This is a genomic window from Streptomyces sp. HUAS 31 (assembly GCF_028198125.1).
GTDB lineage: Bacteria > Actinomycetota > Actinomycetes > Streptomycetales > Streptomycetaceae > Streptomyces > Streptomyces chartreusis.
The window spans coordinates 5,255,089-5,269,078 of the sequence record NZ_CP116353.1 but is presented as its reverse complement, the minus strand read 5'-3'; the positions used below and the strand labels follow the sequence as shown (position 1 = coordinate 5,269,078).

At 69.9% G+C, this 13,990-nt stretch carries 13 protein-coding genes, 1 tRNA gene and 1 pseudogene; 7 read left to right on the top strand and 8 right to left on the bottom strand.

Features of this window, described 5'->3' with window-relative positions:
* Positions 1-31: 31 nt before the first annotated feature.
* On the bottom strand, positions 32-496 hold the full coding sequence (locus PGH47_RS23520) for a GatB/YqeY domain-containing protein (protein ID WP_271665101.1): 465 nt from the start codon (positions 494-496) through the stop codon (positions 32-34).
* Positions 497-642: 146 nt separating this feature from the next.
* On the opposite strand from PGH47_RS23520, the gene PGH47_RS23515 reads away from it, so the two are divergent.
* The 3 genes from PGH47_RS23515 to PGH47_RS23505 all read left to right on the top strand — a co-directional run bounded on the left by PGH47_RS23515 (position 643) and on the right by PGH47_RS23505 (position 2,927).
* On the top strand, positions 643-1,569 hold the full coding sequence (locus tag PGH47_RS23515; RefSeq protein ID WP_271665100.1) for a metallophosphoesterase: 927 nt from the start codon (positions 643-645) through the stop codon (positions 1,567-1,569).
* Positions 1,570-2,010: 441 nt separating this feature from the next.
* Positions 2,011-2,820 (top strand): Pr6Pr family membrane protein, encoded by an 810-nt coding sequence (locus PGH47_RS23510; RefSeq protein WP_271665099.1) that lies wholly within the window; start codon positions 2,011-2,013, stop codon positions 2,818-2,820.
* A 33-nt stretch (positions 2,821-2,853) separates the two neighbouring features.
* Positions 2,854-2,927, top strand: a tRNA-Pro gene (locus PGH47_RS23505).
* An 86-nt stretch (positions 2,928-3,013) separates the two neighbouring features.
* Here PGH47_RS23505 and PGH47_RS23500 read toward each other — a convergent pair.
* Positions 3,014-3,459, bottom strand: a pseudogene (locus PGH47_RS23500) (hypothetical protein); the annotation flags it as partial.
* Positions 3,460-3,601: 142 nt separating this feature from the next.
* Here PGH47_RS23500 and PGH47_RS23495 point away from each other — a divergent pair.
* Both PGH47_RS23495 and PGH47_RS23490 read left to right on the top strand, forming a co-directional pair.
* On the top strand, positions 3,602-4,171 hold the full coding sequence (locus PGH47_RS23495; protein WP_271665098.1) for a hypothetical protein: 570 nt from the start codon (positions 3,602-3,604) through the stop codon (positions 4,169-4,171).
* 404 nt (positions 4,172-4,575) lie between these two features.
* A complete protein-coding gene (locus tag PGH47_RS23490) occupies positions 4,576-5,775 on the top strand; it encodes a calcium-binding protein (protein ID WP_271665097.1) in 1,200 nt (399 codons plus the stop codon).
* 145 nt (positions 5,776-5,920) lie between these two features.
* On the opposite strand, the gene PGH47_RS23485 is transcribed toward PGH47_RS23490, so the two are convergent.
* The 5 genes from PGH47_RS23485 to PGH47_RS23465 form a co-directional block, all read right to left on the bottom strand.
* The gene (locus PGH47_RS23485) at positions 5,921-6,391 is read right to left on the bottom strand and encodes a hypothetical protein (RefSeq protein ID WP_271665096.1); all 471 of its coding nucleotides are present in this window, start codon (positions 6,389-6,391) and stop codon (positions 5,921-5,923) included.
* Positions 6,392-6,600: 209 nt separating this feature from the next.
* Complete coding sequence (locus tag PGH47_RS23480; protein ID WP_271665095.1) at positions 6,601-6,873, bottom strand: hypothetical protein; 273 nt, start codon at positions 6,871-6,873, stop codon at positions 6,601-6,603.
* 100 nt (positions 6,874-6,973) lie between these two features.
* Positions 6,974-8,017 carry an acyltransferase family protein gene (locus tag PGH47_RS23475; protein WP_271665094.1) on the bottom strand — a complete coding sequence of 348 codons (1,044 nt, stop codon included), beginning with the start codon at positions 8,015-8,017 and terminating at the stop codon, positions 6,974-6,976.
* A gap of 293 nt (positions 8,018-8,310) precedes the next feature.
* Entirely contained in the window at positions 8,311-9,333 is a 1,023-nt protein-coding gene (locus PGH47_RS23470) for a hemolysin family protein (RefSeq protein ID WP_271665093.1), read from the bottom strand.
* The gene (locus PGH47_RS23465; protein WP_271665092.1) at positions 9,330-10,673 is read right to left on the bottom strand and encodes a hemolysin family protein; all 1,344 of its coding nucleotides are present in this window, start codon (positions 10,671-10,673) and stop codon (positions 9,330-9,332) included. Before PGH47_RS23465 ends, PGH47_RS23470 begins: the two co-directional genes overlap by 4 nt.
* 291 nt (positions 10,674-10,964) lie before the next feature.
* On the opposite strand from PGH47_RS23465, the gene PGH47_RS23460 reads away from it, so the two are divergent.
* Both PGH47_RS23460 and PGH47_RS23455 read left to right on the top strand, forming a co-directional pair.
* Positions 10,965-11,954, top strand: coding sequence for a sporulation protein (locus PGH47_RS23460; RefSeq protein WP_271665091.1), 990 nt, complete (start codon positions 10,965-10,967; stop codon positions 11,952-11,954).
* Positions 11,955-12,020: 66 nt separating this feature from the next.
* Positions 12,021-12,476, top strand: a complete 456-nt coding sequence (locus PGH47_RS23455; protein ID WP_271665090.1) for a tellurite resistance TerB family protein — start codon at positions 12,021-12,023, stop codon at positions 12,474-12,476.
* 42 nt (positions 12,477-12,518) lie between these two features.
* Here the strand turns inward: PGH47_RS23455 and PGH47_RS23450 are convergent, their stop codons facing one another.
* On the bottom strand, positions 12,519-13,910 hold the full coding sequence (locus PGH47_RS23450; RefSeq protein ID WP_443048526.1) for an LCP family protein: 1,392 nt from the start codon (positions 13,908-13,910) through the stop codon (positions 12,519-12,521).
* Positions 13,911-13,990 lie beyond the last annotated feature (80 nt).

Below are 13,990 nucleotides of genomic sequence, written 5' to 3'. Positions count from 1 at the left end.
AGCGTCAGCCCACGTCGCCGGGCGGGGAGCGTCAGCCCGCGAGGAGCTTCTTGACCGCCGCGGCCACGCGACCGCCCTCGGCCTGACCGGCGACCTTCGGGTTCACGATCTTCATGACGGCACCCATGGCCCGGGGGCCCTCCGCGCCTGCCGCCTTGGCCTCATGGACGGCCTGGGCGACGATCTCGTTCAGCTCGTCGTCGCTGAGCTGCTTCGGCAAGTACGTGGCGAGGACCTCGCCCTCCGCCTTCTCCCGCTCGGCCTGCTCGGCACGACCACCCTGCGCGAACGCCTCGGCCGCCTCACGGCGCTTCTTCGCCTCGCGGGTGATCACCTTCTGCACCTCGTCGTCGGAGAGCACGCGCTTCTCCTTGCCCGCGACCTCCTCCTTGGTGATCGCGGCGAGCGTCAGCCGGAGCGTCGAGGAGCGGAGCTCGTCGCGCTCCTTGATCGCGGCGTTGAGGTCTTCCTGCAGCTTCGACTTGAGCGTGGTCATGACGTCGATTGTCGCAGGTGTGGCACGCGGAACGCCCGTTGATTTCAAGGGGCGTGCGGGAGGACGCCGTACGGAAGGCGGCGGGCCCGCCAGGAGGGGGCGGCCGCCTGGCACGGAGCGCTGCGCCGGTCTGACACGATGGTCGTATGCGCGCGCGATACGGAGTACCCCTGGGAATCACGGCGGTTGGGGCCGCCGGACTGCTGTACTCGGCGGGTTTCGAGGCCCGTTCCTTCCGCCTGCGACGGGTGACGATCCCCGTCCTGCCGGCGGGGATGCGGCCGCTGCGGGTGCTCCAGGTCTCCGACATCCACATGGTCGGCGGCCAGCGCAAGAAGCAGCGCTGGCTGCGTTCGCTGGCGGGCCTGCGCCCGGACTTCGTGATCAACACGGGTGACAACCTGTCGGACCCCGAGGGCGTGCCGGAGGTGCTGGACTCGCTGGGCCCGCTGATGGAGTTCCCGGGCGCGTACGTCTTCGGCTCGAACGACTACTACGGCCCGACGCTGCGCAACCCGGCCCGGTACCTGCTGGAGAAGGCCCAGGGCCGCCACGGCCTGAACGGCAACGCGCCCGTCGTCGGCGCGGTCCACAACCCGTGGGAGGACCTGCGCGACGGCTTCGACGCGGCGGGGTGGCTGAACCTGACGAACACCCGCGGCACGCTGAAGGTCGAGGGCATGTCGGTGGAGCTGACCGGCGTGGACGACCCGCACATCAAGCGGGACCGGTACCAGCGGGTGGCCGGCGGTCCGTCGGGCGCAGCGGACTTCGCGATGGGCGTGGTGCACGCGCCGTACCTGCGGGTCCTGGACGCGTTCGCGGCGGACGACTACCCCCTGATCCTGGCCGGCCACACCCACGGCGGCCAGCTCCGCATTCCCTTCTACGGCGCCCTGGTCACCAACTGCGACCTGGACACGGACCGGGCGAGGGGGCTGTCCAGGCACGCGGCGGAGGGCCGTAGGTCCTACCTCCACGTCAGCGCAGGCTGCGGCACCAGCCGCTACACACCGTTCCGCTTCGCTTGTCCCCCGGAGGCGACGTTGCTGACGTTGGTGGGGCGGGAGTAGTTGCTGGGCCTGGAGTGATCGGTGGGTCGAGGGGCATCGGTGGGTCGAGGGTCATCGGTGGGTCGAGGGTCACCGGTGCGTCGAGGGTCATCGGTGCGTCGGGACTGTCGACGGGCCGGGAGTGGGGCCGGTGGGCCGGGAGTGGTGCCCGGGGGGGCCGGGAGCAGGTCGGCAGGCCGGGAGCAGGTCGGGATAAGGCCGGCGGGCCGGAGGTAGCCGGTAGGCCGCGCGGCAACGCAGAAGCTGAGACTGCCGCAAGTCCCGTACCCGCGCGCCCACCGTGGGCTGCCGTACCTGCCGTGGATGCCGTGGATGCCGTACCTGCGAGTCCACCGCGGCTGCCGGGCTGCCGGGGCTGCGCACTCACCCTCACCCTCGCCGCCGTAACCCACCCAGACCATCCATATCGCCCATTTCGCCCACGCTGCTTAGCGTGAGGGCATGACCGCCCCGATACCCAGGGACATCCCGGAGATACCCGCGATACCGGGCATACCCGTCCTGTTTCCCTCCCACGTCCCCGCCACGGCGGTGGTGGCTCCCACCCCCCGCCGCCCGGCCGCAGTGTTCCGCCTGCTGGTGGCCCTCGTGGCGGCCGCGGCGGTGACCGTGGAACTGGTCCTCGGCAGCCCCCTGCGCACCCTGAGCCACTTCGCGATCCAGAGCAACATCCTGCTGGCCCTGGTCTTCGCGCTCTCGGCCCGCCTCGCGTGGTTCGCGCGCCGCCCGCTCCCCTCGACCCTGACGGGCGCCACGCTGCTCTACGCAGTGACGACCGGCCTCGTCTACCACCTGCTCCTGGCGAACGAGGGAAGTTCCTACGCCCTGCCAGGCGTCCTCACCGGCACGGCGACCGCCCCCACGGGCTGGCACGCGATCACCACCCAGGTCCTGCACACGGTTACTCCCATAGCCGCCCTACTGGACTGGCTGCTCCTCACACCGTCGGGCCACCTGCACCTGCGCCAGGCGACGACGTGGCTCCTGTACCCCCTGGCCTACCTGACCTTCACCCTCGCCCGAGGCGAGTACCTCGTCCCGGGAACGCCGGCCCGCTACCTCTACCCGTTCCTCGACGTGGCCCGGCACGGCTACAAGAGCGTTCTCGGCAACGCCCTCCTCATCGGCCTCGCCATCTACGCCCTGGCCATCCTCCTCGTGGTCCTCGACCACGCCCGCCCAAACCCACTCCGCCACCGCGCCCACCACGCCCCGAAAACCGGATTTCGTCTCCAGCCACCAGTGGGCTAAAGTAAACGTCGTCGCCGCGACAAGCAGCGACATCGGGGTGTAGCGCAGCTTGGCAGCGCGCTTCGTTCGGGACGAAGAGGTCGTGGGTTCAAATCCCGCCACCCCGACAGCTGAAACACCAGGTCGAGCACCTACGAATTCCGTAGGTGCTCGACCTGTTTCTGCGTGCGTGTCTATCTGCGTGACTCTCCTCCGGGCCCTGTTTGAAGATGCCGTCCATGACCACGGCCCCGATCTGGATCACAGGCCGGATTTGCTTCCGGTAGAGCTCCTCCGTGACCGCCGTCCCAGAGTGAGCCGATCCCATCCCTGATCTTCGAATTGCTGCCAGAGAGCTTCGACGCAGCGCGTCGGCAGGGCGAGCGTGCGCCGGGACTTCCGGGTCCTGGTGTCCCCACTTCGCCGGATCGATCGCCACACGGCGATGTGCGGGGGCTGCGGCGGATCGAACTCGGGACGTCCCTTCGGGAAGACGTGATCCCAGGTGAGAGCTCGCAGCTCTTCGGTACGTGCTCCGGTCAGCAGTGCGACGACGATGTACGCGTACATCGAGGTCCCTTTGGCCCCTTTCAGGGCGGTCTCAGCCTGGACGAAGGCGAGCGCCTTGGATGGACGCCCATGGCCCGCTTGACCGAGCGATTCAAGAGGGCTCCGTTGGCGGGTGCCGGCTCGTCGTGGTGTCTGTAGGGAGCTCCCATCCCGGTGGGGACCGAGGTGGTCGAGGACGAGCGGCGGCGCAGGGCCCGGCTCACCCGCTGCAGACCGGGGCGATACTTGAACCATGGCGTCCGCAGCACATTCCGCCGTGCACGAATCGGTGGTGGTGGCCAGTTTCGAGAGCCGCCACGCCGCCGAGTTGATGCTCGCGTCACTCGGGCGGGAGTTCCGTAAGAAGGCGCGGCGGGGCGACGTGGCCGCTTTCGTGATCAGCCGGAACAAGGACGATTCGCTGAAAGTCACGCAGTCGCGGGTGGTGACGGCGGGGGGCGTCGTAAGCGCCCTCCTCACCGTCCTCCTTGCGCTGATCGTCGGGTTCCTAGGCGTTATGTCGATGTTGAAGGCTGTCGTACGTGGAGGTCACGCCGCCCGCACGCGCAAGGGCCGGGTCGCATCGGATGACGAAGCCGCTCATGCGATCCTCGCCGGAGCAGGCCCGGACGCAGCCATCCTCCTGGTTCGCTGCAAGAACGACGAGACTCGAACAGACGTCGCTACCCAGGCTGCGCCCCGTGCCACCCGAAGCTGGGAAGGCACACGCCCCGAATTCCTGGCTGATCTCGACCCGGGCAACAAGCACGACTGGATCCGCGACCTGCTCAGCGATCCGGCTCACCCGCATAAGCCCTCCTGAAGACTTCACCGGGCTCCGGAGCCGGGGCCGGCGGGAGTGCCCTGAGTTCTGGCGGACTCCCGAACTTCCACCAGGTCGCCTCGCGCGCTGATTCCAGGCGGCCCGCCAGCAGGCACCCCCGTTCGGGCCGTCTCCGGGCCGTGCGGGGATGCCCGGCGACGACCACCGCTGACAACCACCGACAGCTGAGTCACAGGTCGCAGCGTTGATCGATTACACGGCAGCAGGTCAGAGACCCGGCCCTTCACTTCCGGAAGAACTTGCTTCTTGCTGTGATCACGGCCGTGCCATGCCCGCTGGACCGTTCGAGGGACGGCGTGCGGCAAACGGATTCACGTCTGTCCGAAGCGTTGTGAGGTGAGGCAGACCTCCTCCTGTCACCCCTTCAAGCCCGGAGGTCCTGCATGGTTCGGCTCCTCACGGCCGGCATCGTCTCGGCGGCTCTGATCACGCTGGGAATTCCGGCGGCCACCGCTGTAGGCGCTCCTTCCACCTGTTTCGGCATTCGGGCGACGCTCACCGGCGCAGGCACCCTCACCGGTACGCCGGGGCGTGACGTCATCGTCGGCTCGACAGGGGCCGACGTGATCGACGGACGCGGCGGCAACGACCTCATCTGCGGCCTCGGTGGCGACGACCGCCTGATCGGCGGCCACGGCAACGACCGGATCGACGGCGGTGAAGGCGACGACGCGATCCGCGGTGACGTCTCCGTCTTGAGCGGGAATGCCAAGGGCGGCGGCAAGGACGTCCTGTACGGCCGTGGCGGCGACGACGACATGGTGGGTGACTCGAAGAGCGACAACGGCAACGCCGAAGGAGGCGGCGACGACGTCATGTACGGCGGTGACGGAGCCGACTTCATGGTGGGCGACTCGGAGAGCGACGCCGACGGCAACGCCAAGGGCGGGGGCAACGACCGGATCTACGGCCAAGACGGCGACGAAGAGCACATCACCGGCGACAGCGTGGCCCTCGGCGGCAATGCCAAGGGCGGCGGCCGGGACTATCTGGACGGCGGCAACGGCAACGACGGCCTGCTCGGCGACTCGGCCGCGCCCTTCCAGGGTTCCGGAACCGGAGCGGGCGACGACGTACTGCGTTCCGGACCGGGTACCGCCGAAAACATCATCGGGGACAGCGAAGGCATCGACGGCGTCCATGGAAACGGCGGCGACGACATCATCGATCTCGGCGCCGACGGCGGCATCTTCGCCATTGGCGACCACAACATCGGCGACCCTGCGGGCGGGCGGGCGACCGGGGCGGGCAACGACCGGATCACCGGCGGCACGGCGGACGAGCTCCTCTTCGGGGACAGCTCGGTCGGCGATGCCTCCCGGACGGTCGCGGGCAAGGACGTGATCCACGGACGCGGCGGCGACGACATCCTCTTCGGCGACAACGTGAACTTCGACGGAGACACGAGCGTCGGCACGGCCGGCGGCCGGGACGTGTTGCGCGGCGACACCGGCAACGACGCCATCTTTGCAGGCCCCGCCAACGATCTCCTGGACGGCGGCGCGAACACCGACTCCTGCGACGGCGAAGCCGGCAACCACGACGTCGCCCGGCGCTGCGAGTCCGTCACCAACGTTCCCTGACCTCTTGACCCGTGCGCGGGCGCCCGCTTGACCAGTGTGACCGATCTCTGTAGAGCTACGGATCAGAAGGTCCCGCCACCATGAGACGGCTCGGGCTCTCGTCCCGTGCCGTCCGTGGGCAACGGGGGATTCGGCGCCGCAGAGTTCAGCGCAGAGCCCGACGCTCGTCTACACGGCGTGACGGCACACCCAGAAACACGTCGGGCGCCGCAGAGCCATAAACGATGTTGAACGTTTCCAGTCGATAGAACCAGGCACCGTCACAACGGCCGACGAACCGGTGGTTGATCTGCCATTGCAGCCACTGGCCGGGAGCCAGGCGAACGCCAGGCGGGCGCCGATCGCGTCGTGGCATGGCGAACATGCTCACCTCTGGCGGGTCCACTCGCAGCAGCCCGTCAACCTCGCGAAGGATCGTCCCGGGTGCCGACAGATCCCGTACTTGGACGTGAGGTTCGAAGGAGTCGGACTCCTGCATGGCGACCTCGTGAAGGGCGGCATTCAAGCGCGGGGGCAGCGAGAAGGCCGTTGGTGCGGCGTTTCTGCGAGCAGCTCCAGGGCCGCCGCGCGACTTCTTCGTCCACGACGTGCGTATCCGCTGAACAACAACATCCATGGGACCAATCATCAGGCGGGACGCCGCAACGCGGCCACAGAGTTACGTGCCGTGCCACCGTGCCGGATCGAGCGGGAAACCACGGGGAACAGCGGCGAGCGGCAGGCAACTCGAAGCGATCGCCCGTGGCCCGGAAGCCGCAGCTCACGGCGCACCCTCCCCACCTCGCTCCTGAAGCGGTGCTCTCCCAGACGACGTTGGGCTCAGCCTTACTGTTCCTCGACAAGGCCGCAGGCGGAGGGGAATGATTCCAAGAACTCCCGTCGCGCGGGATCCGGCTCTACTTCGGCCAGGTCGGTGAGGACCTGCAAGAGACGGTCACGCTGGTCCAGAGGCAGTCGCAGTAGTTCGCCGCCCACGCCTTCCATCATCTTCACGGCCGAGTCGGGGTCGACTTCGTCATCACCACAACTCTCGAGAAACCAGACGGCGTCGACGACCAGCCCGGCGAGGGCCGGCACAAGCGGATCCGTAGCAGTCATCCCCGCAACCTAGCCGAGCCCTCCGACAACAAGGTCGCGGTCTCCCAGGGAATGAGGGTGCACGGGAAGCCTCGAAAAGGCGGGGCCGCCCGGTAGGGGCTCAGCGGCGGGCAACCCGTCTTGTTGGGTGTTCCAGCGTTGTGCTGAGGGTCTGCGTCACCGGCGGTGCGCACAGTGGGGTCATGATTGCCGCCGCCAGCAGCGTGACCGTTGCCACGCCCGTCGGGTGGTGGAGCCAGGGTGAGGTGTACCAGCCCCAGTGTTCGGCTGCCTGGGCGATGAAGCCGTGGAGCAGGTAGGCGTACAGGGTGCCTGAGCCCAGCGTGGTGAACCACCTTCTGTCCCTCGGGACCAGGGCCAGGAAAGCTGCCGTCAGCAGTACCGAGCAGCCGAAGGTGGCCAGTGTCATGATCGGGCCCGACCAGGCCGGTGCTCCCAGGGCCGTCGCGCTGTCGTTGTGGAAGAACCAGGCGTAGTTCATCCTCGGCACCGCCCAGTACGCCAGCAGCAACGCGCAGGCGAAGAGCGGGGCTGCCAGGAGGCGGGCCTCGCGGCGGTGGAGCAGGCGGAAGTGCTCCCGCCTCAGGCACAGGCCCAGTACGAAGTACGGCAGGAACTGCAGGACGCGTTGCAGGTCCAGGTCGTTGCCGTCGGTCGGGGACAGTGTCGCCAGGGCCGCGATCGTGAGGGCCAGGGGGAGTGGATGGCGCAGGGTTCGCCAGAGCGGTGAGGTCAGGCGCCAGATGAACAACGCCGCCAGGAACCAGGTCAGGTAGAGCGGGTCCAGGAGGGTGATCGGGCGGTCGGGGTCCTCACTGCTCCAGCGGGTGAAGCAGGTGTACGCCGTCTCGAAGACCACGTAGGGCAGCACCGTGCGCTTCAGCAGGCCGGCGAGTTTCCTCGGGGTCGCCTCGAAGTCTCGCGATAAATAGCCCGCGATCAGGGCGAACACCGGCATGTGGAAGGCGTACACGAGCGTGTACAGGGCGGTGATCGTCCTGCTTCCCTCGCGCAGGGGCTCCCACGCGTGGCCCACCGCGACCAGGAGGATCGCCAGGTACTTGGCGTTGTCCAGGAAAGGGTCCCGCCCCGTCGGTCCCGACGCGGCAACCGGTGCCGGTGTCAGTGCCGGTGCCTGTGTCAATGCCGGTGCCGGTGCGAGTGCCGGTCCCGGCACCCGCTGCCCCGTCGGTGCCCGTCTCTCCCCCGCCTCCGCGGACGGCAGGGAGTCCTGTCGTCCCTCCGGTGCGGCAGTGGCCTCTGGTACCGGTGTGGCGTGTGTGGGGAGCAGCATTGCCAGCACCCTAAACACATCGGCGGGCCCTCGCTCAACCCCCGACGGGAATCACAACAGGGCCCCGTCCTCCCCCCGACGGGAATCACGGCACGGCCCCGCCCTCCCCCCAACGGGAATCACAACAGGGCCCCGTCCTCCCCTCACACCCCCGCCGGCGCCGGGCCCACCAGTTCTGACAGGACGTCCTCCATCGTCACGAAACCGATCACCTTGCCGCCCTCCCCGAGGACGGCGGCGAGGTGGCTGCCCTCGGCTCGTAGGGCCGTCAGTGTGTCGTCCAGGGGTGTGTCGATGCGGACCCGGGTGACCGGGTGGAGAGTGGCCGGCGGGAACGGGCGGTCTCGGTCGGTCGTGCCGAGGGTGTCCTTGATGTGCAGGTAGCCGAGGACGGTGCCGTCGGGTGCGGTGACCGGGAAGCGGGAGTAGCCCGCCTCGGCCGCGACCCGCTCCAGCCGGGCCGGGGTGATCGACGCGTCCACGGTCCGCATCCGCTGGGAGGGGACGAGGATCTCGCCGACCGGGCGGGTGCCCAGCTCCAGGGCGTCACGCAGGCGTTCGCCGTCCGACGGGGTGAGCAGTCCGGCCTCGCCCGCCTCGACGACCATGCGCGCGAGCTGGTCGTCGGTGAAGACGGCCTCGACCTCGTCCTTCGGTTCGACGCGCAGCAGCTTCAGCAGGGCGTTGGCGAAGGCGTTGATGCCGAAGACGAACGGCCGCAGCGCCCGGGTGAGGGCGACCAGCGGCGGGCCGAGCAGCAGCGCGGTGGGGACGGGGGCCGCCAGCGCGATGTTCTTCGGGACCATCTCGCCGATCAGCATGTGGAGGTACGTGGCCACCGTCAGCGCGATCACGAACGCGATCGGGTGGACCAGGGCGTGCGGGACGTGGGCCGTCTCGAACGCCGGCTCCAGCAGATGCGCGATGGCCGGCTCCGCCACCGCGCCCAGCACCAGCGAGGAGACGGTGATGCCGAGCTGAGCCGTGGCCATCATCGCGGAGAGGTGCTCCAGGGCCCACAGGGTCATCCGCGCCCGCTTGTTGCCGTCCTTCGCGCGTGGCTCGACCTGGCTGCGGCGTACGGAGATCAGGGCGAACTCGGCGCCCACGAAGAAGGCGTTGGTCAGCAGCGTCAGGGCGCCGATGGCCAGTTGCAGCGCGGTCATCGGGCGTCCTCCGTGAGCCGGGCCGCGGGGGCGGCGACAGGCGCCGGCTGCGTGATGCGGACGCGGTCGGCGCGGTGGTGGTCCACGTCCACGACGTCCAGCCGCCAGCCGTCCAGGTCGAGCACGTCCCCCTTGGCGGGGATCCGGGCCAGCCGGGTGGCGATCAGGCCGGCGATCGTCTCGTACGGCCCCTCGGGCGCGGTCAGTCCTATGCCGGCGAGTTCGTCGAGGCGTACGCCGCCGTCCGCCTCCCACACCGCACGCCCGTCGCGGGTCGCACGGGCGGGCTGGAGGTCGGGGACCTCGACCGGGTCGTGCTCGTCGCGGACCTCGCCGACGACCTCCTCGACGATGTCCTCCATGGAGGCCACGCCGGCCGTGCCGCCGTACTCGTCGATGACGACGGCCATGGTGCGGTGGGCCCGCAGGCGCTCCAGCAGCCGGTCGGCGGTGAGGCTGTCGGGGACGAGGAGAGGTTCGGTGGCCAGTTCGGTGACGGGGGTCGTCAGGCGCCGCTCGGGCTCCAGGGCCAGCACGTCGCGGATGTGGACGGTGCCGATGACCTCGTCGAGGCTGTCGCGGTAGACCGGGAAGCGGGACAGGCCGGTGGCGTACGACAGGTTCGCCGCGTCGGCGGCCGTCGCGTGCGCCTCCAGGGCCTGTACGTCGACCCGTGGCGTCATGACGTTCTCCGCGGTCAGCTCGCCCAGGTGCAGGGTGCGCACGAACAGCTCGGCGGAGTCCGGCTCCAGGGCGCCCTTGGCCGCCGAGTGCCGGGCCAGCGCGACGAGTTCCTCGGGGCTGCGCGCGGAGTCGAGCTCCTCGGCGGGCTCCAGTCCGAAGCGGCGTACGAAGCGGTTCGCGGTGTCGTTCAGATGGCGGATGAACGGGCCGAAGGCGGCGGTGAAGCCGCGCTGCGGGCCCGCGACCACCTTGGCGACGGCCAGCGGACGGGAGATCGCCCAGTTCTTCGGCACCAGTTCACCGACGACCATCAGTACGACGGTGGAGAGCGCCACGCCCAGCACGGTGGCTACGGTCGGGGCGGCGCCGGCCAGGCCGGCCGCCTCCAACGGCCCGCGCAGCAGCGCGGCGAGGGACGGCTCGGCGAGCATGCCGATCACCAGTGAGGTGACGGTGATGCCTAGCTGGGCGCCGGAGAGCTGGAGGGTCAGCCGGCGTACGGCCCGCAGCGCGCCCTCGGCGCCCCGCTCGCCCGCCGCCGCGGCGCGCTCCAGTTCACCGCGTTCGACGGTGGTCAGCGAGAACTCGGCCGCGACGAACAGCGCGCAGGCCAGGGTGAGGAGGAGGGCCGTGAGGAGCAGGAGGACCTCGGTCACCGTGCCGCCCCCCTTCCCTCGTGCGGGCGGGAATCGGCACGGCTGGTACTGGGAGGCTCACCCATCGGCGGCTCGTGTCTCCTTCTGTCTTCGGTGGGCCGGAGGGCCGACGTCCGTCCCCGTGGGCCGGAAGGCATCGACCGTTTTCGGACTTTCCCGCAGCGCGGGCCGGGACACCGGTTCCGGCGGCTCTGGCCATCCTATTCTTCTACTCGCTTGTAGAGAACGGCTCGGAATCCCCGGTTGTTCCCACGGACACGCACGTACGCACGTGAAGGAGTGAACGCCACGATGGTGTTCAAACGACTGCTCGGCTCGCTCGGCGTGGGCGGCCCCACGGTGGACACGGTCCTCGATCCCGGTCCCGCGCTGCCCGGCGGCGCGCTCACCGGCCAGGTCCGACTCAGGGGCGGCGGCGCCGACTTCGAGATCGAGTCGATCACCCTGGAACTGGTGGCCCGGGTCGAGGCCGAGCACGAGGAGGGCGAGAGCGAGGGCGCCGTCACCTTCGAGCGGTTCGCCGTCGGGGGCGGGTTCCGGCTCGCCGAGGGCGAGGAGCACTCCGTGCCGTTCAGCGTGACGCTGCCCTGGGAGACGCCGGTCACGGAGCTGTACGGCCAGGCGCTGGGCGTCGTCCTCGGTGTGCGCACCGAGCTGTCGGTGGCGGGCGCGAAGGACAAGGGCGACCTCGACCGGCTGGCCGTCGGCCCGCTGCCCGTGCAGGAGGCGGTCCTGGAGGCCCTCGGGCAGCTCGGGTTCGGCTTCCGCTCCGCCGACCTGGAGTACGGCCGCATCGGCGGCACCGGGCAGCGGCTGCCCTTCTACCAGGAGATCGAGATCACCCCGTCGCCGCGGTACGCGCACCAGGTGAACGAGATCGAGGTGACCTTCCTCGCCGGCCCGGCCGGGGTCGAGGTGGTCCTGGAGGCCGACAAGCGCGGCGGGCTGTTCTCCGGGGGCCACGACGCGCTGACCAGTTTCACCGTCGGCCACCACGACTCCCGCGACTGGAACGCCGAGGTCGAGGGCTGGATCGAGCGGCTGGTGGAGCACCGGGCGCCGCACGGATCGCACGCCGCGTACGGCCACGGACACGACGACCACCACGGCCACCACGGCCACCATCACGACGGGCACCGCTCCGGGCCCGGCGTCGGCACCGCCGTCGCCGCGGGTGCTGCCGGGCTCGCGGTCGGTGTGGTCGGCGGCATGGTCGCGGCCGAGGTCGTGGACGAGGTCGGGGACTTCTTCGAGGGCGAGGAGGAGGACGAGGAGGGCTGATCCCGCCGAGCCCGCACCTGATAGCTTCTACAGTGCTGTAGAAGCTATCGATCGTATGGAGTTCTCATGGCCCTGTGGGACCGCATCAAGGAGTCCGCATCGACGATGCAGACCCAGCTGGTGGCGAAGAAGAACGACCTGAAGAGCGGTGCCTTCCGCGACGCGAGCATGGCCATGTGCGCGCTCGTCGCCGCCGCGGACGGCACCGTCGACCCCTCCGAGCGGCAGCGCGTGGCCCAGCTGATCGCCGGCAACGAGGTGTTGCAGAACTTCCCCGCCGACGATCTGCGCCGCCGCTTCGAGGAGAACCTCGACCGGCTCACCACCGACTTCGACTTCGGCAAGGTGAGCGTGATGCAGGAGGTCGCCAAGGCGAAGAAGAAGCCCGCCGAGGCGCGTGCCGTCATCCAGATCGGCATCGTCATCGGCGGCGCCGACGGCGACTTCGACAAGGACGAGCAGGCCGTGGTCCGCGAGGCGTGCTACGCCCTCGGCCTGCCGCCGCACGAGTTCGACCTCTGAGCCGACCGGCGCCTGAGCGGCCCCTCTCGACGAGGGGGCCGGTCAGCGGATGCGTTCGGGGTCGAGGTCCTTGCCGACGACCAGGGTGACCACCCCGGCCGTGGCGTCCGCCGCCTGCACGGCCTTGACCCCGGGCAGCCGTGCCGCGAGCGCCTTCGCCTGCTTCTCCAGGCCGGGCGGGTAGGTGACCTCGGTGGCGCCCGCGTGGGCGGGCGCGTTGCCGGTGCCCGTGACCGTGACGCCGGCCGTGCGCAGTTGCTCCGCGACGGTGCCGGCCAGGCCCTGGACCGGGGTGCCGTTGAGGACCTGGACGCGCACGGCGGAGGCGTACAGCGGGTTCTTCGCGCCCGCCTCCAGCCGTTTCTTGTCGACCTCCCTGTCCTTGGCCAGGTCGGTGAACAGGTCGGTGGCCTGCGGGTACTGCCAGACGACGTTGGCCTTGTCGGTCGCTATGTCCGCCTCGCGCGGGTAGTTGGGGACCGTGAGGAAGGTCAGGCGGTCGCTCGGGATGCCCTTGAGCTCCGAGGCGAGTCCGTACAGCGGCTTGATGCCGGCCAGATCGGGGTCCGTGGTCAGGGACTTGGTGCCGGACTGGAGGAAGCCGTAGAGGGCCTTCGGGCTGGTGAGCTTGTCCTTCGCCTTGGCGGCCAGGGCGTCCATGAACTCCTGCTGGCGTCCGATGCGCCCGATGTCGGAGCCGTCCCCGACGCCGTAGCGGACCCGGACATAGCCGAGCGCCTGCTCGCCGCGGACGGTCTGGCAGCCGGGCTCCATGTCGAGCCGGGCCTTCTCGGAGTGGATGGCCTCCTTCGGGCAGACCTCTATGCCCTCCAGGGCGTCGACCATGCCCTTGAAGCCCTGGAAGTCGACGGACATGAAGTGGTCTATCCGCAGGCCCGTGTTGGCCTCGACCGTCTTGATGGAGCAGGCGGCCGCCCCGGCGACCTCGCCACCGCTGCCGCCGATCGCGAACGCCTCGTTGATCTTGAAGTGGTGCGGGGCGGAGGTGCCGCCGTCTCCCTTGTCGCAGGCCGGTATGCCCACCCAGGAATCGCGGGGGAACGACACGACCGTCGCCCACTCACGGTTCGCCGGCACGTGCAGCACCATCAGCGTGTCCGACTGCATGGTGGTCAGGTCCTTGCCGTACTTGGCGTTGGCGCCGTCACGGCTGTCGGACCCCACCACGAGGATGTTCTTCGAGCCGGGGCTGAGGTTGACCGGCCGGTCACCGCCGATCCGGTCGTCGACGTCGGCCGACCTGATGTTGTCGTTCAGGTCCTGGTAGACCCACGCGCCGACGCCGGCCACGCCGAGGACGACGACCGAGGTCACCCCCGCGCTCCAGGCCAGTATCCGGCCCCGCCGGGTCAGCCGTGCCGGGCCCGTCCCGGTACCGGCCGACATGCGCCGCCGTTTCCCATGTCCGCTCATCAGCGTCCCTCCCCCTCGCCCCGGCCGTCTCCCCCATGAACAGACGGCGAATTCCCTCACTTGCGTTGCCCGGACCGGCC

What these genes read in the sequence shown, in the direction of transcription:
- PGH47_RS23520 (WP_271665101.1), bottom strand. Translation starts at nt 496, where the DNA reads ATGACCACGCTCAAGTCGAAGCTGCAGGAAGACCTCAACGCCGCGATC.
- PGH47_RS23515 (WP_271665100.1), top strand. Translation starts at nt 643, where the DNA reads ATGCGCGCGCGATACGGAGTACCCCTGGGAATCACGGCGGTTGGGGCC.
- PGH47_RS23510 (WP_271665099.1), top strand. Translation starts at nt 2,011, where the DNA reads ATGACCGCCCCGATACCCAGGGACATCCCGGAGATACCCGCGATACCG.
- PGH47_RS23495 (WP_271665098.1), top strand. Translation starts at nt 3,602, where the DNA reads ATGGCGTCCGCAGCACATTCCGCCGTGCACGAATCGGTGGTGGTGGCC.
- PGH47_RS23490 (WP_271665097.1), top strand. Translation starts at nt 4,576, where the DNA reads ATGGTTCGGCTCCTCACGGCCGGCATCGTCTCGGCGGCTCTGATCACG.
- PGH47_RS23485 (WP_271665096.1), bottom strand. Translation starts at nt 6,391, where the DNA reads ATGGATGTTGTTGTTCAGCGGATACGCACGTCGTGGACGAAGAAGTCG.
- PGH47_RS23480 (WP_271665095.1), bottom strand. Translation starts at nt 6,873, where the DNA reads ATGACTGCTACGGATCCGCTTGTGCCGGCCCTCGCCGGGCTGGTCGTC.
- PGH47_RS23470 (WP_271665093.1), bottom strand. Translation starts at nt 9,333, where the DNA reads ATGACCGCGCTGCAACTGGCCATCGGCGCCCTGACGCTGCTGACCAAC.
- PGH47_RS23460 (WP_271665091.1), top strand. Translation starts at nt 10,965, where the DNA reads ATGGTGTTCAAACGACTGCTCGGCTCGCTCGGCGTGGGCGGCCCCACG.
- PGH47_RS23455 (WP_271665090.1), top strand. Translation starts at nt 12,021, where the DNA reads ATGGCCCTGTGGGACCGCATCAAGGAGTCCGCATCGACGATGCAGACC.
- PGH47_RS23450 (WP_443048526.1), bottom strand. Translation starts at nt 13,910, where the DNA reads ATGAGCGGACATGGGAAACGGCGGCGCATGTCGGCCGGTACCGGGACG.